This is a genomic window from Pseudoduganella sp. LjRoot289 (genome assembly GCF_964252925.1).
GTDB lineage: Bacteria > Pseudomonadota > Gammaproteobacteria > Burkholderiales > Burkholderiaceae_D > Rugamonas.
This window is the reverse complement of sequence record NZ_CAXUPN020000001.1, coordinates 4,942,095-4,963,550: the sequence shown is the minus strand read 5'-3', so window position 1 is coordinate 4,963,550 and position 21,456 is coordinate 4,942,095. Positions and strand designations below refer to the sequence as shown.

Genomic DNA, 21,456 nt, shown 5'->3' with positions numbered 1-21,456 from the left:
ATTGCTGTTCGCCGCTCCCATGGGCATGGCGCAGATGCCGCTGTCCAAACCCCTGAATCTCCCCAGCCTGGGCGACACCGAGCGCCAGGAACTGTCGCCGCTGATCGAGCGCAAGCTGGGCGAGGAGATCATGTATGACATCCGCAGCAATAAGGATTATCTCGACGACGCCCCTACCCTGGAATACCTGAACACGCTGGGCAACACCCTGGTGTCGGCCCATCCGGGCGCGCGCGGCGAGGCGGGTTTCAATTACTTCTTCTTCGCGGTGCGCGACGGCCAGCTGAACGCGTTCGCGCTGCCCGGCGGCTTCATCGCGGTGCACTCGGCGCTGCTGCTGGCGGCGCAGACCGAATCCGAACTGGCCTCCGTGCTGGGCCACGAGATCGGCCACGTGGCGCAGCGCCACATCGCGCGCCAGCTGGGGCAGCAGAAGCAGGACGCGCTGATCCCGCTGGCCGCCATGATCCTGGCCATCCTGGCGGCCAAGTCCAGCCCGGACGCGGCGATGGGTGTCATGATGGGCGGGCAGGGCCTGGCCATCCAGCGGCAGCTGAACTTCGGCCGCGACGCCGAGCGCGAGGCGGACCGGGTCGGTTTCCAGATCATGGGCGAGGCCGGTTTCGAGACCAGCGGCATGGTGGCGTTCTTCCAGCGCATGCAGACCGCCAGCCGCAACTACAGCGACCTGGTGCCGGCTTATCTGCTGACGCACCCGCTGACCACCGAGCGCATCGCCGACATCCAGGCCCGCATCCGCGAGCAGCCCTACAAGCAGCGGCTCGACAGCCTGGCCTTCTACCTGGTGCGTTCGCGCGCGCGCGTGCTGCAGGACTTGAGCACGCAGGGGCTGGCGGAATCGATACAGTATTTCGAGGGCCTGATGGAGCAGGACAACCGCCAGCAGAAGACGGCCGGGCAGTACGGCATGGCGTTTGCGATGTTCAAGAAGAACGATTTCGCGGCGGCGCAGCGCTGGCTGGACAAGGCGCGCGCGACCATCGACGCGCCCATGCCGGCCGGCACCTTCGGCATGGGCAAGCGCGACAATGCGCCCACGGTGTTCCTGCACCTGTCGCTCGATATCAAGCTGGCGCAGGAGACCAGGCCGGAGATGGTTGCGGCGGCGCTGAAGGAGGCGACGGCCGCGCATCAGCAGTATCCGCTGTCGCGCGGCATCGCGCACCAGTACGCGGAGGCGATGATCGCGTCCGGGCAGCACGAGGAGGCGGCGCGCTTTTTAAGGGAGCAGGCGCAGCTGTACCGCGAGGAGCCGGAGGTGCATGATTTGCTGGCCAAGGCGTATTCGAAGCAGGGCAAGATGGCTTTGCAGCATATGGCGCTGGCCGAGTCGTACACGTTGCAGGGCGGCACGCTGGCGGCGCTGGACCAGCTGAACCTGGCGCGCAAGTCGAGCGACGCGTCCTTTTACGACCAGGCGCAGATCGATGCACGCGAGCGGGAACTCAAGCAGCGGCGCAAGGATGCGATGGGGGATAAGTACAAGGAGCCTTGATACGGTATGGATTACTGCGGGAGCGTCGAGTCCTACGCGGAAATGACACCGCAACTGTGTCATTCCCGCGCAGGCGGGAATCCATAGTACGCTGGCGAAACGTCAGACCGGCTGTGGCTCGCGCATGAAACCGAAGCGCGCCGGAATGTCGTCGCGGCGCAGGCGTTGGACGGGCACGCTGGCGCCGCCGCTGCGCAAGGTCAGCGGGGCGGCAGATCCGCTGCCTTCCAGCCACGCCATCAGCGCCTCGTCATCGACGGCGCGGCCATTCTGTTCCAACAGCGCCACCGCCTGCGCCATGTCGCGGTCGTCCAGCTGGGCGACGATGGCGCCGCTTTGCAGCAGCAGTTCGCCGGCCTCGGTCAGGAAGGCCGCGTCCACCGGCCCCAGCGCCGCGCCGGTGTGCAGCACGAAACCCTGCGCCGGGTCGGTGCGGGCCACGAAGGGTGTGCTCTCCAGGTTCAGATACACGCGCTGTGGACCGTTCTGGAAATACCAGCAGCCCCGCTCGTCGCTGGCGTAGTTGCGCACGATGAAGCCGACCAGTGCCGCATTGCTCAGCTTGTCCCCCGGCAGATTCAAATGCTGCGCGCGCTCGTCGCGCATGCGCCAGTTGCCACGGGCGTCCAGGCCCAGCCAGCCGTAGCAGTGCGGAACGTTGGGCCACTTGGCCAGCGCTTGTTTTACGATGTCATCCATCGTTCAAGCTTCGCACATCCGGCTGGCGCTGGCCGCACTGCTGGCGGCGCCGCCTTCCAGGAAATTGATCATGCGCTGCGGCAGCCAGTTCAGCGAGCCGGGCAGGCCGCCCACCGCGAAGCCGACGTGGCCGCCATGCTCCGGGTAGTCCAGCACCACGTTGGGTGCCGCCTTGCGCGGCAGATGGATGCCGGGCAGGAAGGGGTCGTTTTGCGCGTTCAGCACCAGGGTCGGCACCGTGATGTCGAGCAGCACGTGCTTGGCGCTGGCGCGGTCCCAGTAGTCCTCGGTGTTGCGGTAGCCGTGCAGCGGCGCGGTGACCACGTTGTCGAAGGCGTACAGGTCGTTGGCCGCCATCAGCGCGTTCAGGTCGTACAGGCCGGGGAACTGCTTGAGCTTGGCCACGCACTTGGGTTTCAGCGTGTTCAGGAACATGCGTGTGTAGACGCGGTTGAAGCCGCGCGACAGGGCGTCGCCGCCGCGCGCCAGGTCGAGCGGGGCAGACACCGCGCATGCCGCGTCGACCATCTCGGCCTGGTGCTGCGATTCGCCCAGCCAGCGCAGCAGCGCATTGCCGCCCAGCGAGACGCCGGTGGCGTAGAAGCGGCTGCAATCGGCCTCCCTGGCGCGCGCGCGCAGGCGGCGGATGATCCAGTCGATCTCGGCGGCGTCGCCGGAATGGTAGAAGCGCGGCGCCAGGTTGGGCTCGCCCGAGCAGCCCCGGAAATGCGGCACCGCGCCGGACCAGCCGCGCGCCCGCACGTCGGCCATCATGGCGCGCGCGTAGTGGCTGTCGGACGAGCCTTCCAGCCCGTGGAACAGCACCACGAAGGGCTGGCCGGGCTGGCCGTCGACGAAATCGACGTCGACGAAATCACCGTCCGGCGCCTGCCAGCGTTCGCGCCGGTATGCTACCGCCGGCTTGGCGATGCAGGTGGCCGGGTAGATCGTTTGCAAGTGGCCGCTGGGCAGCCAGAATGGGGCGGTGTAGTTCATCGCTTCGGCATCGTTGCGGGAATCGGTGCAGGGGTCGGTACAGGCGTCAGTGCAGAATCTGCGCCGGGTTGTCGATCGGGATGGGGCCGGGCGCGACCGAGACATGGCGCAGCACGATGCGCCAGCCTCTTGGCGTCTTGATGTAGACGTTGCTGGCCACCAGGTGGGCCGGCTCGCCGCTGGCGGCGGTGACGCCCTCGACCACGGAATGGATCGAGCTCATCAGGTTGTGGGTCTCGTGCAGCACGGCCGGCATGATGTGCAGGCCGCCGTGCTCCAGGATGATGGACCACGATTCGCGGATCGCGCGGTGCCCCACCAGGCGCGGTCCGCCCGGATGGATGCAGGCGATTTCCTCGTCGTCGGCCCAGAGCGCCATCAGCGCGTCCACATCGGCCCGGTTCAGCGCGTCGTAGAATGCGGCTTCCACTTCGCTGGCACTGCCGTTCAGCTGCTTTTTCTTGTTGGACATGGCACGCTCCGGGCGGTGTGGATGGGTGTAATTAATGGTGCGGGACGACGGCGCCGGGTTTCAAACGGTAGGCGGTGCCGCAGTACGGACACTTGGCCACGCCGTCGTGGTTGAACTCCAGGAATACGCGCGGATGCGAGGACCACAGCGGCATGGCCGGGTTCGGGCAGTGGGCCGGCAGGTCTTTCCCGTCGAGCTCGACTGCTGCGGCTGCTGCGGACTGGGTGGCGTTGGTCATCTTAACTATCTCCGTGAAACGTAGGCTGAAAACACCGATTTTAACGGATTCGCGCAATAGTCTGAATCATCGGTAGAATAGCGCCTGTTCCAAAGTACTGGCCGGCGGCGATAGTTTCCACTAAAACGAGGCGCGCGTGGCAGGAAAACCACATGACCGACGTTATCCCTGACCGCGACCGCGACCCCATCGCTCCCCCCGATGTAGCGCTGCACCACGAAGCCTCCTGGCGCGAGGGTTTGCGCATGGGCGTGCCGACCCTGTTCGGCATCGGCGCCTGGGGCCTGGTGGTGGGCATGGCCATGGTCAAGAGCGGCCTGACGGTGCCGCAGGCGCTGGGCATGACCTTGCTCGCTTTCGCCGGCTCCGCCCAGCTGGCCTCGCTGCCGCTGATCGCGGCCGGCGCGCCGGTCTGGGTCATCTTCCTCACCGCGCTGGCGGTCAATCTGCGTTTTGTCATCTTTTCCGTCATCCTGGCGCCGCATTTCGCCGGCCTGCCGTGGCGCTCGCGCTTCGTGCTCGGCTACTGCTCCGGCGACATGACGGCAGCGCTGTTCCTGCAAAAATATCCCAGCGAGAAGCCGGTGGCCGGCAAGGTGTCGTATTTAAAAGGCTTGATGTACCCGAACTGGGCCGCCTGGCAGGTCGGCTCCATCGCCGGCATCTTCCTCGGCAGCGCGGTGCCGGCCGAGTGGGGCCTGGGCTTTGCCGGCACGCTGGCCATCATCTGCATCATGGTGCCCCTGGTGGCCAGCGTGCCGGCAGTGTGCGGCGTGCTGGTGGCCGGCGCGGTGGCCGTGGCGGGCGCCGGCATGCCCTACAAGCTGGGCTTGCTGGCGGCGATGGTGGTCGGCATGCTGACGGCGATCGCGGTCGAGGAAATCATCGAAAAAAAAACCGTCGAGAAAAAAAACGCCAAAGGCAAACATGGCTGACTGGGAAATCTGGCTCACCATCGTCGCGCTGGCGGTGGCCACGGCGGCCACCCGCGCCTCGTTCTGGCTGGTCGGCCACCACATCCACCTGCCGAAACGGGTGCACGAAGTGCTGCGCTACGCCCCTGCCTGCGCGCTGGCGGCCATCGTCGCGCCCGACCTGGTGCTGGCGGCGGACGGGCATGCCCATCTCGCCTTGTCGAATTTGAAACTGGTGTCCGGCGTGGTCGCCATCGCCTTTTACGCCATCCGCCGCAACATGCTCGAAACCATCATTTTCGGCATGGCGTTTTTCACGGCCCTGAGACTGTTGCATATTTTCTAAGGGATTCGATATCACCGTTGCGGTAGAATAGCGGTCTTTCCAACCTCCGTCCCTTGGGTAGCCATGCAAGCTGTTCTGAACTTCATTCGTCTGCAAGATCTGATCGACCAAAATGCGCTGCAAGGCAAGCGCGTGTTCATCCGCGCCGACTTGAACGTGCCGCAAGATGATGCCGGCAATATCACCGAAGACACGCGCATCCGCGCCTCCGTGCCGGCCATCCGCGCCGCCGTGGCCGCTGGCGCCAAGGTCATGGTCACGTCCCACCTGGGCCGTCCGACCGAAGGGGAGTTCAAGCCCGAAGACAGCCTGGCGCCGGTCGCCAAGCGCCTGTCCGAGCTGCTGGGGCAGCCGGTCGAGCTGAAGCAGAACTGGGTGGACGGCGCTGGCCTGGAAGGCCTGCAGGCCGGCCAGGTGGTGCTGCTGGAAAACGTGCGCGTCAACAAGGGCGAGAAAAAGAATGCGGATGAGCTGGCGCAGAAGATGGCCGCCCTGTGCGACGTCTACGTCAACGACGCCTTCGGCACCGCGCACCGCGCCGAAGCCTCGACCCACGGCATCGCCAAGTTCGCCCCGGTCGCTTGCGCCGGCCCGCTGCTGGCCGCCGAGCTGGACGCGCTGGGCAAGGCGCTGGGCGCCCCGGCCCGTCCGCTGCTGGCCATCGTGGCCGGCTCGAAAGTGTCGTCCAAGCTGTCCATCCTGAAAGCGCTGTCCGAGAAAGTGGACGGCCTGATCGTCGGCGGCGGCATCGCCAACACCTTCATGAAGGCGGTCGGCCTGAACATCGGCAAGTCGCTGGTGGAAAACGACCTGGTGGAGGAAGCCAAGGCCATCATCGCCATCATGGCCGCGCGCGGCGCCGAAGTGCCGATCCCGGTGGATGTGGTGTGCGCCAAGGAATTCTCGCCTACCGCCGTGGCCACCACCAAGGATGTGGCCGACGTGGCGGACGACGACATGATCCTCGACATCGGTCCCAAGACCGCCAAGCTGCTGGCCGAGAAGATCGCCGCCGCCGGCACCGTGGTGTGGAACGGCCCGGTCGGCGTGTTCGAGTTCGACCAGTTCGGCGAAGGCACCAAGACCTTGGCGCTGGCCATCGCCAACTCCAAGGCATATTCGATCGCCGGCGGCGGCGATACGCTGGCGGCGATTGCAAAATATGACATTACCGATAAAATTGGCTATATCTCGACCGGCGGCGGCGCTTTCCTGGAATTCCTGGAAGGCAAGACCCTGCCTGCAGTGGAAATTTTGACGCAACGCTACAGCAAGCAGTAAGCCGACTTGTCATCCTCGCGAAAGCGGGGATCCATGCTGAGTATGGGTCCCCGCTTTCGCGGGGACGACAGCCCTGTCCACTTTCGCGCTAAGGAACACTATGCCCCGTGGTACCAAAATCGTCGCCACCATCGGCCCCGCGTCCACTGAATTCGGCATCCTGGTCAAGATGATCAGGGCCGGCGTCGACGTCGTGCGTTTGAATTTCTCGCACGGCAAGGCGCAGGACCACATCGACCGCGCCGCGCTGGTGCGCAGGGCCGCCGCCGAGTGCGGCCGCGAAGTGGCGATCATGGCGGACATGCAAGGGCCGAAGATCCGTATCGGCAAGTTCGAAAACAGCAAGATCGAACTGGCCAACGGCGACAAGTTCATCCTGGACGCGAAGTGGGGCGAGAACGGCGAACTGGGCAACCAGGAACGCGTGGGCCTGGACTACAAGGCGCTGCCGGCCGACGTGCGTCCGGCCGACGTGCTGCTGCTGAACGACGGCCTGATCGTGCTGATCGTGGACCGCATCGCCGGCAGCGAAATCCACACCACCGTCAAGATCGGCGGCGAGCTGTCGAACAACAAGGGCATCAACCGCCAGGGCGGCGGCCTGACCGCGCCGGCCCTGACCGCCAAGGACATGGAAGACATCAAGACCGCGATGAGCTTCCAGGCCGACTACCTGGCCATCTCCTTCCCGAAAAACGCCACCGACATGGCGATGGCGCGCCAGCTGGCCAATATCGCCGGCGAACCGTTCCGCCACAAGCCGATGATGATCGCCAAGATCGAGCGCGCCGAAGCGATCCCTGCGCTGCAGGAGATCCTGGATGCCTCCGACGGCATCATGGTCGCGCGCGGCGACCTGGCCGTGGAAGTGGGCAACGCCGCCGTGCCGGCGCTGCAAAAGCGCATGATCAAGATGGCGCGCGAATCGAACAAGCTGGCCATCACCGCGACCCAGATGATGGAGTCCATGATCGTCAACGCCGTGCCGACCCGCGCCGAAGTGTCCGACGTGGCCAACGCGGTGCTGGACGGCACCGACGCGGTGATGACGTCGGCCGAAACGGCCTCGGGCAAGTACCCGATCGAGACCGTGGAAATGATGGCCGCGATCTGCGTCGAGGCCGAGCAATCCGAATACAACAAGCTGGACGCCGATTTCCTGAACGTGCGCTTCACCCGCATCGACCAGTCGATCGCCTACGGCGCGCTGTTTACCGCGCACCACCTGCGGGTGAAGGCCATCGTGGCGCTGACCGAATCCGGCTCCACCGCGCTGTGGATGAGCCGCCACAGCATCGATACCCCGATTTTCGCGCTGACCCCCAGCGTCACCACCGCGCGCAAGGCCTCGCTGTACCGCAATGTGCGCGCCTACCAGCTGGTGCAAGACCCGTCGAGCGACGTCGTGCTGCACCAGGTGGAGGACCTGCTGGTCGAATACGGCATCGTCAAGAAGGGCGACATGATCGTCGTGACCTGGGGCGAGCCGATGGGCCAGGTGGGCGGCACGAATGCATTGAAAATTGTGAAGGTCGGCGAATTCGCCTGACCACAGCTGTCGCCCTCGCGCAGGCGGGGGCCCATGCTCAGCATGCTCAGTATGGGTCCCCGCATGCGCGGGGACGACAAGCCAACTAGTTTTTTTATTGTTTGGAGTAATACCATGTCCCTCGTATCCATGCGTCAGCTGCTGGACCATGCCGCCGAAAACGGCTATGGCATCCCGGCCTTCAACGTCAACAACCTGGAGCAGGTGCAGGCCATCATGGCCGCCGCCGATGCCCTCAACAGCCCGGTCATCATGCAAGCGTCGGCCGGCGCCCGCAAGTACGCCGGTGAAGCCTTCCTGCGCCACCTGATCGACGCCGCCGTCGAAGCCTACCCCCACATCCCGGTCGTCATGCACCAGGACCACGGCCAGTCGCCGGCGGTCTGCATGGCCGCGATCCGCTCCGGCTTCACCTCGGTGATGATGGACGGTTCGCTGGAAGCGGACGGCAAATCGGTCGCCTCCTACGACTACAACGTCGAAGTGTCGCGCGAAGTGGTCAAGTTCTCGCACGCCATCGGCGTGACGGTGGAAGCCGAACTGGGCGTGCTCGGTTCGCTCGAAACCATGAAGGGCGACAAGGAAGACGGCCACGGCGCCGAAGGCACCATGACCCGCGAACAGCTGCTGACCGACGTCGCGCAAGCGGCCGACTTCGTGCAGCGCACCCAGTGCGACGCGCTGGCCATCGCCATCGGCACCTCGCACGGCGCCTACAAGTTCACCCGCAAGCCGACCGGCGACATCCTGGCGATCGACCGCATCAAGGAAATCCACGCCCGCATCCCCAACACCCACCTGGTGATGCACGGTTCCTCGTCGGTGCCGCAGGACCTGCTGGCCATCATCCGCGAATTCGGCGGCGACATGAAGGAAACCTACGGCGTTCCGGTCGAAGAGATCCAGGAAGGCATCCGCCACGGTGTGCGCAAGATCAACATCGACACCGACATCCGCCTGGCCATGACCGCCGCCGTGCGCAAGTACATGTTCGAGAACCCGTCCAAGTTCGACCCGCGCGACTTCCTGAAGCCGGCCCGCGCCGCCGCCGAGGAAATCGTGCGCGCGCGCATGCAGGCCTTCGGTTGCGAAGGCCAGGCCGGCAAGATCAAGCCGCTGGCGCTGGAAAAAATGGCCGAGCGTTACAAGGCCGGCGCCCTGGCGCAGATTGTGAAGTAAAATTCTGTCTGGAACGGGCCGGGGATCATTCCCCGGCTTTCTTGACCGGCGGGCACGCAGACCCGCGCGCCGGTTTCGCTTTATCACATCATCCCCCGCTATGAACAGCCTTTACCAATCCTCCATCAAGTCCCTGCCACTGCTCGGCCACGGCAAAGTCCGCGACAACTACGCTGTCGGCGACGACAAAATCCTGATCGTCACCACCGACCGCCTGTCGGCGTTCGACGTGGTCATGAACGAGCCGATTCCCGGCAAGGGCATGGTCCTGAACCAGATGAGCGACTTCTGGTTCGAAAAACTGGGCCATATCGTGCCCAACCACCTGACCGGCGTGGCGCCGGAGTCGGTGGTGGCGGCGGACGAAGTGGAGCAGGTCAAAGGCCGCGCCGTGGTCGCCAAGCGCCTCAAGCCCATCATGGTCGAGGCGGTGGTGCGCGGCTACATCATCGGTTCGGGCTGGAAAGACTACCAGGACACCGGCAGCATCTGCGGCATCAAACTGCCGGCCGGCCTGCAGCAAGCTGAAAAGCTGCCGGAGCCGCTGTTCACCCCGGCCGCGAAAGCCGACCTGGGCGAGCATGATGAAAACATCAGCTTTGCCGATATGGAAAGCCGCATCGGCGCCGAACTGGCCGCCAAGATGCGCGACGTCAGCATCGCGCTGTACAAGGCCGCCTCCGAATACGCCGCGACCAAGGGCATCATCATCGCCGACACCAAGTTCGAATTCGGCCTGGACGACAACGGCGTCATGCACCTGATGGACGAAGTGCTGACCGCCGACTCGTCGCGCTTCTGGCCCGCCGATTCCTACCAGCCGGGCATGTCGCCGCCGTCGTTCGACAAGCAGTTCGTGCGCGACTACCTGGAAACGCTGACCTGGGGCAAGACCGCACCGGCGCCGGCGCTGCCGGCCGACGTCATCGACAAGACCCAGGCCAAGTACTTCGAAGCCATCGAACGCCTGACCGGCGAGAAGCTGAAGGCATGATGGCTGAGATCAAACCCGTGGCCGATCAAAACAAGCCGCTCGTCGGCGTCATCATGGGCTCGTCCTCGGACTGGGACGTGATGAAAAACGCCGTGGACATACTCAAGCAGTTCGGCGTGCCGTTCGAGGCGCAAGTCATTTCCGCGCACCGCATGCCGGACGAGATGTTCACGTACGCGAAAAGCGCCCGCGCGCGCGGCCTGCGCGCCATCATCGCCGGCGCCGGCGGCGCGGCCCACCTGCCTGGCATGGTGGCCGCGATGACCATCGTGCCGGTGCTGGGCGTGCCGGTGCCGTCGAAGTACCTGCGCGGCGAGGATTCGCTGCTGTCCATCGTGCAGATGCCCAAGGGCGTGCCGGTGTCGACCTTCGCCATCGGCGAAGCCGGCGCCGCCAACGCAGCGCTGACGGCGGTGGCCATCATCGCCGGCACCGACGCCGCCCTGGCCGACCAGCTGGAAGCTTTCCGCGCCACGCAAACCGCAGCCGCCAAGGCCATGACTTTGCCGCTTGCCGATACTAACGTTTGAACAATGAGTCATTCCAAGTCTACACCGCCGGCTGCCACGCAGCCGGCAACGCAGTTGACCCCCTTCCTGCCTAACGCCAATCCGCAAGCCTGGCTGGGCGTGATGGGGGGCGGCCAGCTGGGCCGCATGTTCGCCCAGGCCGCGCAAAGCATGGGCTACCAGGTCGCCGTGCTGGAGCCGGCCGACGAATGCCCTGCTGGGCAGGTGGCGCAGCGCCTGATCAACGCCGGCTACAGCGACGGCCCCGGCCTCGACGTGCTGGCCGCCCAGTGCTTCGCCGTCACCACCGAATTCGAGAACGTGCCCGCCGACAGCCTGTCCCGGCTGGCGCAGCACGTCTTCGTCGCGCCCAACGCCCACGGCGTGTCGGTGGCGCAGGACCGCATCGCCGAGAAGCGCTTCTTCGTCGACTGCGCGCCCAGGTCGGGCGTTATGCCCGCGCCGCACAAGGTGATCGCCACGCAGGCCGATATCGACGCGATCGGCGACGACCTGCTGCCGGGCATCCTGAAAACCGTGCGCATGGGCTACGACGGCAAGGGCCAGGTGCGCGTGCGCTCGCGCGAGGACGTGCGCGCGGCCTTCGAAGAGATGGGGCAGGTGAGCTGCCTGCTCGAGAAAATGCTGCCGCTGGCCTATGAAGTGTCGGTGCTGACGGCGCGCGGCGCGGACGGCGCCTCGGTGGTCTATCCGATCGCCGAGAACGTGCACCGCGACGGCATCCTGTTCACCACCACCGTGCCGGGCCCGAACGTGTCCGAGGACTGCGCCAGGACGGCGCAGGCGGCGGCCCAGGCCATCGTCGCGGAGCTGGGCTATGTCGGCGTGCTGTGCATCGAGTTCTTCGTGCTGGCCGACGGCTCGCTGGTCGTCAACGAAATGGCGCCGCGCCCGCACAACAGCGGCCATTACACGATGGACGCCTGCGTCACCAGCCAGTTCGCGCAGCAGGTGCGCGCCATGGCGCGCTTGCCGCTGGGCGAGGTGCGCCAGCATTCGCCGGCCGTCATGCTCAACATCCTGGGCGACGCCTGGTTCGAGGCCGGCAGCACGGAAGCGCGCGAGCCGGCCTGGGACAAGGTCCTGGCGCTGCCGGGCGCCTGCTTGCACCTGTACGGCAAGGACGACCCGCGCCCCGCGCGCAAGATGGGCCACCTGACCTTCATCGCGCCGACCCTGGCCGAAGCGCAGCGGCAGCTGGACGCCGCCTGCGCCATCCTGGGTATCGCACCGTGAACGATCCGGTCCAGGCTAGCCAGGTTCAGGCGGCGGTCGGCACGGCCGACATCCGCGCCGCCGCGACCTTGCTGGAAGCGGGCGCGCTGGTCGCTTTCCCCACCGAGACCGTGTACGGCCTGGGTGCGGACGCCGAGAACCCGCAAGCGGTGGCCGCCATCTACGCCGCCAAGGGGAGGCCGCAGGATCATCCTGTGATCGTGCACGTGGCGCCCGGCGCCGATCTTGATTACTGGGTCACCGACGTGCCGGAAGCGGCGCGCCAGCTGGTCGCCGCCTTCTGGCCCGGCCCGCTGACCCTAATCCTGAAGCGCGCCAGCCATATCCCGGACGCCGTCTCCGGCGGCCAGGACACGGTCGGCATGCGCTGCCCGTCGCACCCGGTCGCCATCGCGCTGCTGTCGGCCTTCAAGGGCGGCAGGGGCGGCGTGGCCGCGCCGTCGGCCAACAAGTTCGGCAACGTCAGCCCGACCACGGCGCAGCACGTGCGCGACGAGTTCGGCGATGCGGTGCTGGACCAGGCCGAAACCGCCGAAGCCGCCGCGCACGCCTTTGCGGCGAACATCGCGGCCCGCATGGCCGATCCGGCGGACGCTGCCGGCGCGCCGCCGCGCTCCGGTCCGGCCGCTGCCGCCGGCGGCGCTTCCGGTTCCGGCGGCCCCGGCCCGCGCCTGGCCGTGCTGGACGGCGGCTCCAGCCAGGTCGGCATCGAATCGACCATCGTCGACCTGTCGCGCATGGCCACGCACGGCCCGGTGCTGCTGCGTCCCGGCCACATCGGCGCGCAGGACATCGCCGACGTGATCGGCGTCATGCCCAATCTGCCGGACCAGAGCGCACCGCGCGCGTCGGGCACGCTGGAATCGCATTACGCGCCGAAAGCCCCGGTGGCCCTGGTCGACGGCGCCGCGCTGCCGGACACGCTGGCCAGCCTGGCCGCCAAGGGCCGCCGCGCCGCCGTGATCCACTACTCGGCGCTGCCGCAAGCGGAGGCCGGCGCCAGGGCGGCGCACCAGCACATGCCGCCGGATGCGGCCGGCTACGCCTTCGGCCTGTACGCGGCGCTGCGCGCCATGGACCAGACCGGTGCCGAGCTGATACTGGTGGAAACGCCGCCACAGCACGACGCCTGGCTGGGCGTGAACGACAGATTGCGGCGCGCCGCCTTCGGTTCTTCTGGTATTGTTGAGGCGTTCCTGCGATCTTAATAGGAACCACGCCGGGCCCGGTCCGGCGCGCATGACAAGCCCAGGAGGTCACCATGACCCGAACCTTGTATGCCGGCCTGGCCGCGACGGCTGCCGCCGCCCTCGTGGCGGCAGCCGCGCCATCGGTCCAGGCCGCCGAGCCCGCGTTATTGCCTGTATCGCTGCCCGCGCCGGCCGCACCCGTCCTTGTCCCTGCGGCGCTTGCCGGACCAGCGATGCTGCCGGTGCCCGCCAGCCCGGCTCCGTCGCGCGCGGCCCCGGCCGAACCGATGCTGCCGCCGGCGTCCGCCGCAACCGCACCGCCGCGCACCGCCTCCGCCGCCACCGTCCCGCATTCGGTTTCCCCATCGCCGCCGCCGTCCCCGGCTACGGCTGCGCCGCGCTCGCGCGGCACGCTGCTGTCCGGCCCCACCGTGGTGCCCATCGACATCGTCGTCGAAGTGGTCGACAAGCTGGAACCGGCCTTGCTGCGCACGCTGCTCAAGCGGCGCGATGGCCTGCTGGGCGTCACCGGCGAGCCGCGCTGCAGCATCGCCATCCACAGCATGCGCTACCAGACCGTGGGCGGGCAGGGCGAGCCCACCGACGCCGGCGGCGTCATCATGCTGCCGTCCGGCGCCGATCCGCACTGCGGCGGTCCGCGCCCCGTGCTGCTGTACGCCCACGGCACAGTGCTCGACAAATCCTTCAGCATGGCCCGCCTGAACGGCGAAGCGCGGCTGATCGCGTCCATGTTCGCCGCCCAAGGCTACATCGTCGTCGCCCCCGATTACGCCGGCTATGGCGCCTCGTCCTTGCCCTACCACCCCTATCTGAACGCCGAGCAGCAAGCCAGCGACATGGTGGACGCGCTGCGCGCCGCGCGCACCGCGTATGGCGTGCTGGGCGTCAAACCCGCGCCGCAGCTCTTCCTCACCGGCTACTCGCAGGGCGGCTTCGTCGCGGTGGCCACGCAGCGCGCCATCGAGCAGCATTACAGCGAGGAGTTCACCGTCACCGCCACGGCGGGCCTGTCCGGCCCCTACGCGCTGGCGCAGATGGCGGACGACATCTTCAGCGGCCACCCCAACACCGGCGTCACTTCCTACCTGCCGCTGCTGACCACCTCCGGCCAGCGCGCCGGTGCCGCCCTGTATGCCGCGCCGGAAGACTTGTACGAGGCGCGCTACGCCAGCGGCATCGAAACCCTGTTGCCGAACAAGGTGAGGCTCGACGAACTGGTCAGCAAAGGCAAGCTGCCCAAGGGCGCGCTGTTCGCGCGCGATTCGCAGCCGCAAGCGGCCGACGCCTCCGCCTTCTTCGCCGACCGCAACCTGGTGCGCACCAGCTACCGCAACGCCTATCTGCGGGACATGCAGGCCAACCCCTGCGGCGTGCAGGCTAGCGGTCCGGAAGGTGGCGGCATGGCCGAACCGCTGGCCTGCGAACCGCAGCACAACCTGCGCAAATGGATGCGCAAGAACGACCTGCGCGCCTACGTCCCGGCCAGCCCGCTGCTGCTGTGCGGCGGGCAGGACGACCCGGTGGTGCCCTTCGCCAACGCCGCCGCCGCGCATGCCTATTTCAAGGAGCACGGCGCCGCGCCGGTGCTGGTCGATCTGGAGGATACGTCCAGGCCTTTGCCGGACGACCCGTATTTGCCGTTCAAACAAGCGTTCGCCAAGGAGCGCGACGCGATGCGGGCCGATGCTGTCAAAAAAGGCAACGATCCTGCCAAGGCGGTGTCGGACCGCTACCACAGCCGCCTGGCGGCGCAGTTCTGTTTGATGTCCGCGCGCAGCTTTTTCCAATCCGCAATGCCTTGAGTCTGCTATTCTGCGATGACAGCAGAATCGGCGGAGTTGCGATGTTTTACCAGAAGGTTGTTGTGTGCTTGGTACTTGGAGTTGCCGTGGCCGCTTGCGGCGGCGGCAGCGGCGGCGCGTCCAGCCCCGGCGGCAGCACACTCCCGGTGATCGTGGCGCCGCCGCCGCCGCCGCGCGGCACGCTGATCGGCGGCCCGGTGTCGGTTCCTGTCGCGTCCGATAGCGGCAGCGTCGCCACCATCTCCCCGCAGCAGTTCAAACAATTGCTGGAGAACGCGCAGAACGGCATGAGCGGCATCACCAGCACGCCGCTGTGCGCCGTCAGCAGCTACACGCTGCGCTACAACACGATAGGCTCGACAGGCGAAGCGGCCGAGGCCAGCACCGCCGTCATGCTGCCGTCCGGCACCGACCCGGCTTGCGGCGGTCCGCGTCCGGTGCTGCTGTACGCGCACGGCACCTCGCCGTTGAAATCCTATGACATGAGCAAGCTGGACGGGACCGAGGCGCGCCTGATCGCGGCCATCTTCGCCGCCCAGGGCTACATCGTGGTCGCGCCCAACTACGCCGGCTATGCCGGCTCCACGCTGGCCTACCACGCTTACCTGGACGCCGAGCAGCAATCGGCCGACATGATGGACGGCCTGCGCGCCGCCCGCAGCGCCTTCGGCCAGCTCGGCGCCAGCGCCTCGGCCAAGCTCTACGTCACCGGCTATTCGCAGGGCGGCTTCGTGGCCATGGCCACCCAGCGCGCCATGCAGACCCGCTATCCAGCCGAATTCGCCGTGACCGCCAGCGCGCCCCTGTCCGGCCCGTACGCGCTGCTCAAGTTCGGCGACAGCATGTTCGGCGGCGCGCCCACCGTCGGGGCCACCGCCTTCCTGCCCATGCTGATCAACGCCGGCCAGCGCGCCAACGGCGGCCTGTACGGCAGCGCCGGCGAGGTCTACGAGGCACGCTACGCCGGCGGCATCGACAACATCCTGCCCGGCACGCTCAGCCTGGGCGAACTGGCCAGCAGCGGCAAGCTGCCGGCCAGCGCGCTGTTCGCCTGGAACTCGCTGCCGCAGGCGGCCGGCAGCAAGGAGTTCTTCAACGACGGCAACCTGATCCGCACCAGCTACCGCGACAGCTACACGGCCGACATGCAGACCCGTCCCTGCGACAGCAGCGCCAGCGATCCGCTTGCTTGCGCGCCGCAGCACACGCTGCGCCAGTGGCTGAAGAAGAACGATTTGCGCAGCTTCCTGCCGGGCGCGCCCATGCTGTTGTGCGGCGGCGACGCCGACCCGATCGTTCCGTACTACAACACCAGCGCCGCAGCCGATTACTTCCGCGCCCGGAACAAGGGTGGCACGCTGCACGTGGTCAACGTCGATTCCACGCCGTCGCTGTTCGGCGACGATTATGCCCAGCCCAAGCTGGGCTTCCTCGCCGCCAAGACGGCGGTGCGCGCCAACGCCGCCGTCACCGGCGGCTCGGGCGAGGCCGCCGTGCGCGACGCCTACCATGCCGGCCTCGTGGCGCCGTTCTGCCTGCGCGCCGCGCGCGACTTCTTCCGGGCCCGCTAGGCCATCTGCGGAGAAGTTGTTGGCTTTCAACAACCAGGAACGGCGTTTAGACTAATCCTTCGTGTTACAAAAATGGGCTATACAACCCCGGCGGGGGCTGGCATATTAGCTGGGTTGCGAATAGCACGTCCGTTCGCAAAGCAGAATAAATTCCCATTCAGGAGACTACATGCGTCACACCAAGCTCGCGCTGTCAGCAATGGCGGCTATTGTCATTGCCGGTTGCGGCGGCGGCGATCCCCGCCCCGGCGACCAAACCCCCAAAGTCAAGTTCGCGTCCCAGGTTTCCTTCGGCGACAGCCTGTCCGACGTCGGCACCTACGCGGTCGGCGGCGTCAAGGCCATGGGCGGCGGCCTTTTTAACATCAACGGCAACAACACCAGCATCAACGCGGCGTTGACCGGCAAGAACTGGACCGAACTGGTCGCCGCCCAGCTGGGCCTGCCCGCTCCCTGCGCCGCCCTGACCGGCCTGGACGGCGTGGCCGCCGCCGGCTTCGCGGTGCCGACCCAGGCGCATGCCGGCTGCTACGGCTACGCCCAGGGCGGTTCGCGCGTGAGCAATCCCGTCGGCATCGGCAACAAGGCCACCGGCAGCGCGCTGGGCGCGCTGACCATGCCTGCCGTGACCCAGGTGAAAAACCACCTGGCGGCCGTGGGCGGCAAGTTCAAGGGCGACGAGGTCGTCTTCTTGTGGTCCGGCAGCAATGACATCCTGTTCGGCCTGGACGAGCTGGCTGCGAAGGCCACCGCGGCCGGCACCGCCGCCGGCGGCACCGTCTTCGTCACCAGCCTGGCCGCGCAGCTGGCGGTGGGCACCGCCAATCCGGCCACGGCCGTGCAGTCGATCGGCCTGGCCATGGGCACCGAAGCCGCCCGTCCCGGCCATACCGACACCAGCATCGTGACCGCCGGCGTGACCGCCGCCGCCCAGGCCGGCAACCTGGCCGCCACCTCGCAAGCCGTATACGGCCCCATGGTGCTCAAGGCGCAAGCCGACGCGACCGCCGCCGGCACCAAGGCCGGCACCGACTACGCCGCGGCGCACGGCCCGGAACTGGTGGCCGATCTCGGCAAGGCCGGCGCGGAGCTGGTGGCGCTGGTGAAAAACCAGATCGTCGCCAACGGCGCCAACTACGTGGTGGTGGTCAACCTGCCCGACGTGTCGGTGACCCCGGCCGCGCTGCCCAAGGATGCCGCCACCCGTGCGCTGATCCAGGCCATGGCCAAGTCCTTCAACGCGCAGCTGGCCAGCGGCCTGGCCGGCGAAAGCAAGGTGGCGCTGGTGGACGCCTACTACATCAGCCAGGACGAAGCGGCGCACCCGGAAAACTACGGCTACACCAATATGAAGGAAACGGCCTGCGACCTGGCCAAGAGCCCGCTGGGCAATTCGCTGAGCTGCAACGCCAGCACGCTGCGCGCAGGCGACGTCAGCCACTACGCTTTCGCCGACACCGTGCACCCGACGCCGTTCCATTACCAGCTGATCGCCAAATACGTCGCTGAGCAAATGCTGCTCAAGGGCTGGCTGTGATGCCCGCGTATCTGACCGCCACAGGAGAAAAGATGAAGAATCGTAGCAAGAACGCGCTGCAACTGCTGGCGCTGGCCGCCGCGCTGGGCGCGGCATCGGGCGCCGGCGCGCAAGCGCAGGGCCAGTGGTATGTGAAAGCCGGCCTGAACAAGATCACGCCGAAGGTGTCGGGCGGCAATATCAGCGCCCCGGTGTTGCCGGACACCCGTTCCGACGTGCTGCCGGACACCCAGCCCATCGTCAACATCGGCCGCATGCTGACCGACAACATCAGTGCCGAGCTCGACCTGGGCTTGCCGTACGAGCACGAGCTGGTGGGTGACGGCGCGATCGCCGGTACCGGCAAGCTGGGCACGGTGCAAGTGCTGCCGCCGACGGCCTTCGTGCAGTACCGCTTCTTCCAGCCGGCGTCCCTCGTGCGTCCGTACGTGGGCCTGGGCCTGACCTATTCCTACTTCCGCAAGGAAACCGGATCGGGCAGCCTGACCGCCATCCTGGACGTGGGCGGCCCGCCGACCACGTTCAAGCTCAAGTCCAAGTGGGCGGCCAGCTACCAGATCGGCGCCAGCGTCAAGCTGGCCGAGCGCTGGGCGGCCGACGTGTCGGTCGTGAAGAGCAAGCTGAGCACCAAGGCGACTTTCTCCACCGGCCAGTACATGAGTTCCAAGCTCGATCCGCTGGCAGTCAGCCTGGGCGTGGTCTACACGTTCTAAGCGCCGATAAAAAAGCGAAAAAGGGGCCTGGGTTAAATATCAAAATTAACCCTGGCCCCATTTTTTTGCCTATGAGCGCAGCCCCGCCGGCGTATTCTTGCTGCACTGCATAAAACCCAACCCCCAGCAACGGCGGGCGCGGAAAAGGGGCCAGGCCCTTTTTACAATTTGACCCTGGCCCCTTTTCCGCTTTCCGGTGGGCACTTACTGGAAGGCCTGGATGCCGGTCTGGGCGCGGCCGAGGATCAGCGCGTGGATGTCGTGCGTGCCTTCGTAGGTGTTGACGACCTCCAGATTGACCATGTGGCGGATTACGCCGAATTCGTCGGAGATGCCGTTGCCGCCCAGCATGTCGCGCGCGACGCGGGCGATGTCGAGCGACTTGCCGCAGGAGTTGCGCTTCATCATGGACGTGATCTCGACGGCGGCGGTGCCGGCGTCCTTCATGCGGCCCAGCTGCAAACAGCCTTGCAGGGCCAGCGTGATCTCGGTCTGCATGTCGGCCAGCTTCTTTTGCACCAGCTGGTTGGCCGCCAGCGGACGGCCGAACTGGGTGCGGTCCATGGTGTAGCGCCGCGCGGTGTGCCAGCAGTCCTCGGCCGCGCCCAGCGCGCCCCAGGCGATGCCGTAGCGCGCCGAATTCAGACAGGTGAACGGGCCTTTCAGGCCGCGCACGTCCGGGAAGGCGTTTTCTTCCGGGCAGAACACATTGTCCATCACGATCTCGCCGGTGACCGAGGCGCGCAGGCCGAACTTGCCGTGGATGGCGGGCGCGGACAGGCCGGCCATGCCTTTTTCCAGCACGAAGCCGCGGATCGCGCCTTCGTCGTCCTTGGCCCAGACCACGAACACGTCCGCCACCGGCGAATTGGTGATCCACATCTTGGCGCCGGACAGCGCATAGCCGCCCGGGACCTTCTTGGCGCGGGTGATCATCGAGCCGGGGTCGGATCCGTGGTTCGGCTCGGTCAGGCCGAAGCAGCCTATCCATTCGCCGCTGGCCAGCTTCGGCAGGTATTTCTGTTTTTGTTCCTCGGTGCCGAATTCGAAGATGGGCACCATCACCAGCGACGACTGCACGCTCATCATCGAGCGGTAGCCCGAGTCCACGCGCTCGACTTCGCGCGCTATCAGGCCGTAGCTGACGTAGTTCAGGCCGGGGCCGCCGTACTGCTCGGGGAGGGTCGGGCCCAGCAGGCCCAGTTCGCCCATTTCACGGAAGATGCTGGTGTCCATGCGCTCGTGGCGGAAGGCTTCCAGGATGCGCGGCGCCAGCTTGTCCTGGCAGTAGGCTGCGGCGGCATCGCGCACCATGCGCTCTTCGCTGCTCAGCTGGTCGTTTAGCAACAGGGGATCGTCCCAGTGGAATTGCGCGCGGGAGTGGCTCATTGTGTGGTCCTGGTCTCGTGTGGTGATAGGGAGGGATATCCCGGCATTCTAGAACGCCGGCCCGCGCCCGGCTTTCCGATTGGCGACACCAATTTGCGTTTTTCAGCCCAGGCGCCGGAAAGTCCCGCCGTGGAATACCAGCGGCGCTTGCGGCGCCGATTCGCAATGCTCCACCTCGCCGACGAAGATGACGTGGTCGCCCTCCGGGTAGCGGCTGCGGTTGTGGCATTCGAACCACGCGGCCGCGCCCTTGAGGATGGGCTGGCCGGTGCGCGAGAGCTCGTATTCGACGCTGCCCCACGGGTCTTCGCCGCGGCTGGAGAACAGCTTGGCCAGGTGGGCCTGGTCGGCGTTGAGCACGTTGATCACGTAGTGCGAGTTGCCGCTGAAGATGGGCAGGCTGTTGGCCGCGTTCCCCAGGCTCCACAGCACCAGCGGCGGGTCGAGCGAGACGGAATTGAAGGAGCTGGCGGTCAGCCCGCGGAACGTGCCGTCGCCGAGGCGGGTGGTGATGACGGTGACGCCGGTGGCGAACTGGGACAGCGCCTGCCGGAAATGCAGGGTGTCGAATTCACGCGTATCGGCGCGGGGGGAGCTAATATTCATGTTGAACCTGTGTTTTCCGACATTATGCCAAAGAATGACACCGCACAGCATTTGCTGGTGCATGCGCCTCGGCTTTGCGTTACAGTAGCCACCATGGATGCAATCTCTGCGCAGGGGGCGGTATGACTACAAATGCGGCAAGCGAAGTGGCCGTGTTCGGCGGCGGCTGTTTCTGGTGCACCGAGGCGGTGTACCGGGAAGTGCGCGGCGTGACCAGCGTGGAGTCCGGCTACACCGGCGGCCAGCAGCCCCATCCCACCTACGAGCAAGTCTGCGCCGGCGACACCGGCCACGCCGAAGTGGTGCGCCTGGAATTCGATCCCGCCATCATCAGCTACCGCGACCTGCTCGAGATTTTCTTCACCATCCACGACCCGACCACCCTGAACCGCCAGGGCAACGACGTCGGCACCCAGTACCGTTCCGTGATCTATTACCAGTCGCCCGAGCAGGAAGCGACCGCGCGCCAGGTGATCGCCGAAATGGCGGCCGTGTGGGACGCGCCCATCGTCACCGAGCTGTCGCCGGCGCAGCCGTACTACAAGGCCGAGGACTATCATCAGCAATATTTTGAACAGCATCCGCTGCAAGGCTATTGCGCCTTCGTGGTGGCGCCGAAAGTGAGCAAGTTCCGCAAGACGTACAGTAATCGCCTGAAATAGCTGGCCCATGGCCGC

At 66.7% G+C, this 21,456-nt stretch carries 21 protein-coding genes; 15 read left to right on the top strand and 6 right to left on the bottom strand.

The genetic code is table 11. The features are described 5' to 3' along the window. Positions 1–19: 19 nt before the first annotated feature. Positions 20–1,516, top strand: a complete 1,497-nt coding sequence (locus tag ACSQ8Y_RS21220) for a beta-barrel assembly-enhancing protease (protein ID WP_436269882.1) — start codon at positions 20–22, stop codon at positions 1,514–1,516. Between the two features lie 102 nt (positions 1,517–1,618). On the opposite strand, the gene ACSQ8Y_RS21215 is transcribed toward ACSQ8Y_RS21220, so the two are convergent. The 4 genes from ACSQ8Y_RS21215 to ACSQ8Y_RS21200 are packed head-to-tail and all read right to left on the bottom strand — an operon-like array spanning position 1,619 to position 3,921. Next, positions 1,619–2,215, bottom strand: a complete 597-nt coding sequence (locus ACSQ8Y_RS21215) for a DUF2946 family protein (protein ID WP_436268406.1) — start codon at positions 2,213–2,215, stop codon at positions 1,619–1,621. 3 nt (positions 2,216–2,218) lie between these two features. Further along, positions 2,219–3,211, bottom strand: a complete 993-nt coding sequence (locus ACSQ8Y_RS21210) for a YheT family hydrolase (RefSeq protein WP_436268405.1) — start codon at positions 3,209–3,211, stop codon at positions 2,219–2,221. Between the two features lie 46 nt (positions 3,212–3,257). Further along, the gene (locus tag ACSQ8Y_RS21205; protein ID WP_436268404.1) at positions 3,258–3,683 is read right to left on the bottom strand and encodes a YybH family protein; all 426 of its coding nucleotides are present in this window, start codon (positions 3,681–3,683) and stop codon (positions 3,258–3,260) included. A 31-nt stretch (positions 3,684–3,714) separates the two neighbouring features. Beyond that, entirely contained in the window at positions 3,715–3,921 is a 207-nt protein-coding gene (locus ACSQ8Y_RS21200; RefSeq protein WP_436268403.1) for a zinc-finger domain-containing protein, read from the bottom strand. A 152-nt stretch (positions 3,922–4,073) separates the two neighbouring features. Here ACSQ8Y_RS21200 and ACSQ8Y_RS21195 point away from each other — a divergent pair, with 152 nt between their 5' ends. The 13 genes from ACSQ8Y_RS21195 (at position 4,074) to ACSQ8Y_RS21135 (ending at position 18,784) form a co-directional block, all read left to right on the top strand. Continuing rightward, positions 4,074–4,856, top strand: coding sequence for an AzlC family ABC transporter permease (locus ACSQ8Y_RS21195; RefSeq protein ID WP_436268402.1), 783 nt, complete (start codon positions 4,074–4,076; stop codon positions 4,854–4,856). After that, entirely contained in the window at positions 4,849–5,181 is a 333-nt protein-coding gene (locus ACSQ8Y_RS21190; RefSeq protein WP_436268401.1) for an AzlD domain-containing protein, read from the top strand. The genes ACSQ8Y_RS21195 and ACSQ8Y_RS21190 overlap by 8 nt, the downstream gene beginning before the upstream one ends. A 63-nt stretch (positions 5,182–5,244) precedes the next feature. Continuing rightward, positions 5,245–6,462 (top strand): phosphoglycerate kinase, encoded by a 1,218-nt coding sequence (locus ACSQ8Y_RS21185; RefSeq protein ID WP_436268400.1) that lies wholly within the window; start codon positions 5,245–5,247, stop codon positions 6,460–6,462. A gap of 100 nt (positions 6,463–6,562) precedes the next feature. Then, positions 6,563–8,011: a pyruvate kinase gene (gene pyk, locus ACSQ8Y_RS21180; RefSeq protein ID WP_436268399.1), complete on the top strand. Its 1,449-nt coding sequence runs from the start codon at positions 6,563–6,565 to the stop codon at positions 8,009–8,011. A 114-nt stretch (positions 8,012–8,125) separates the two neighbouring features. Continuing rightward, on the top strand, positions 8,126–9,190 hold the full coding sequence (fba, locus tag ACSQ8Y_RS21175) for a class II fructose-bisphosphate aldolase (protein ID WP_436268398.1): 1,065 nt from the start codon (positions 8,126–8,128) through the stop codon (positions 9,188–9,190). A gap of 100 nt (positions 9,191–9,290) precedes the next feature. Then, positions 9,291–10,184, top strand: a complete 894-nt coding sequence (locus ACSQ8Y_RS21170; protein ID WP_436268397.1) for a phosphoribosylaminoimidazolesuccinocarboxamide synthase — start codon at positions 9,291–9,293, stop codon at positions 10,182–10,184. Then, positions 10,184–10,714 (top strand): 5-(carboxyamino)imidazole ribonucleotide mutase, encoded by a 531-nt coding sequence (gene purE, locus ACSQ8Y_RS21165; protein ID WP_436269881.1) that lies wholly within the window; start codon positions 10,184–10,186, stop codon positions 10,712–10,714. Before ACSQ8Y_RS21170 ends, purE begins: the two co-directional genes overlap by 1 nt. Before the next feature lie 3 nt (positions 10,715–10,717). Further along, a complete protein-coding gene (locus ACSQ8Y_RS21160) occupies positions 10,718–11,950 on the top strand; it encodes a 5-(carboxyamino)imidazole ribonucleotide synthase (RefSeq protein ID WP_436268396.1) in 1,233 nt (410 codons plus the stop codon). After that, a complete protein-coding gene (locus ACSQ8Y_RS21155; RefSeq protein WP_436268395.1) occupies positions 11,947–13,158 on the top strand; it encodes an L-threonylcarbamoyladenylate synthase in 1,212 nt (403 codons plus the stop codon). The genes ACSQ8Y_RS21160 and ACSQ8Y_RS21155 overlap by 4 nt, the downstream gene beginning before the upstream one ends. A 53-nt stretch (positions 13,159–13,211) precedes the next feature. Beyond that, positions 13,212–14,963, top strand: a complete 1,752-nt coding sequence (locus ACSQ8Y_RS21150; protein ID WP_436268394.1) for an alpha/beta hydrolase family protein — start codon at positions 13,212–13,214, stop codon at positions 14,961–14,963. A gap of 86 nt (positions 14,964–15,049) precedes the next feature. After that, complete coding sequence (locus ACSQ8Y_RS21145; protein ID WP_436268393.1) at positions 15,050–16,534, top strand: alpha/beta hydrolase; 1,485 nt, start codon at positions 15,050–15,052, stop codon at positions 16,532–16,534. 169 nt (positions 16,535–16,703) lie between these two features. Next, positions 16,704–18,071, top strand: coding sequence for an SGNH/GDSL hydrolase family protein (locus ACSQ8Y_RS21140; protein WP_436268392.1), 1,368 nt, complete (start codon positions 16,704–16,706; stop codon positions 18,069–18,071). A gap of 32 nt (positions 18,072–18,103) precedes the next feature. Then, positions 18,104–18,784, top strand: a complete 681-nt coding sequence (locus tag ACSQ8Y_RS21135) for an OmpW/AlkL family protein (protein WP_436268391.1) — start codon at positions 18,104–18,106, stop codon at positions 18,782–18,784. Between the two features lie 204 nt (positions 18,785–18,988). On the opposite strand, the gene ACSQ8Y_RS21130 is transcribed toward ACSQ8Y_RS21135, so the two are convergent. After that, entirely contained in the window at positions 18,989–20,173 is a 1,185-nt protein-coding gene (locus ACSQ8Y_RS21130; RefSeq protein ID WP_436268390.1) for an acyl-CoA dehydrogenase, read from the bottom strand. Positions 20,174–20,275: 102 nt separating this feature from the next. Continuing rightward, entirely contained in the window at positions 20,276–20,779 is a 504-nt protein-coding gene (locus ACSQ8Y_RS21125; protein ID WP_436268389.1) for a flavin reductase family protein, read from the bottom strand. A gap of 122 nt (positions 20,780–20,901) precedes the next feature. Between ACSQ8Y_RS21125 and msrA the strand changes: the two genes are divergently transcribed. Continuing rightward, a complete protein-coding gene (msrA, locus tag ACSQ8Y_RS21120; protein ID WP_436268388.1) occupies positions 20,902–21,441 on the top strand; it encodes a peptide-methionine (S)-S-oxide reductase MsrA in 540 nt (179 codons plus the stop codon). The last annotated feature ends 15 nt before the right edge of the window (positions 21,442–21,456 follow it).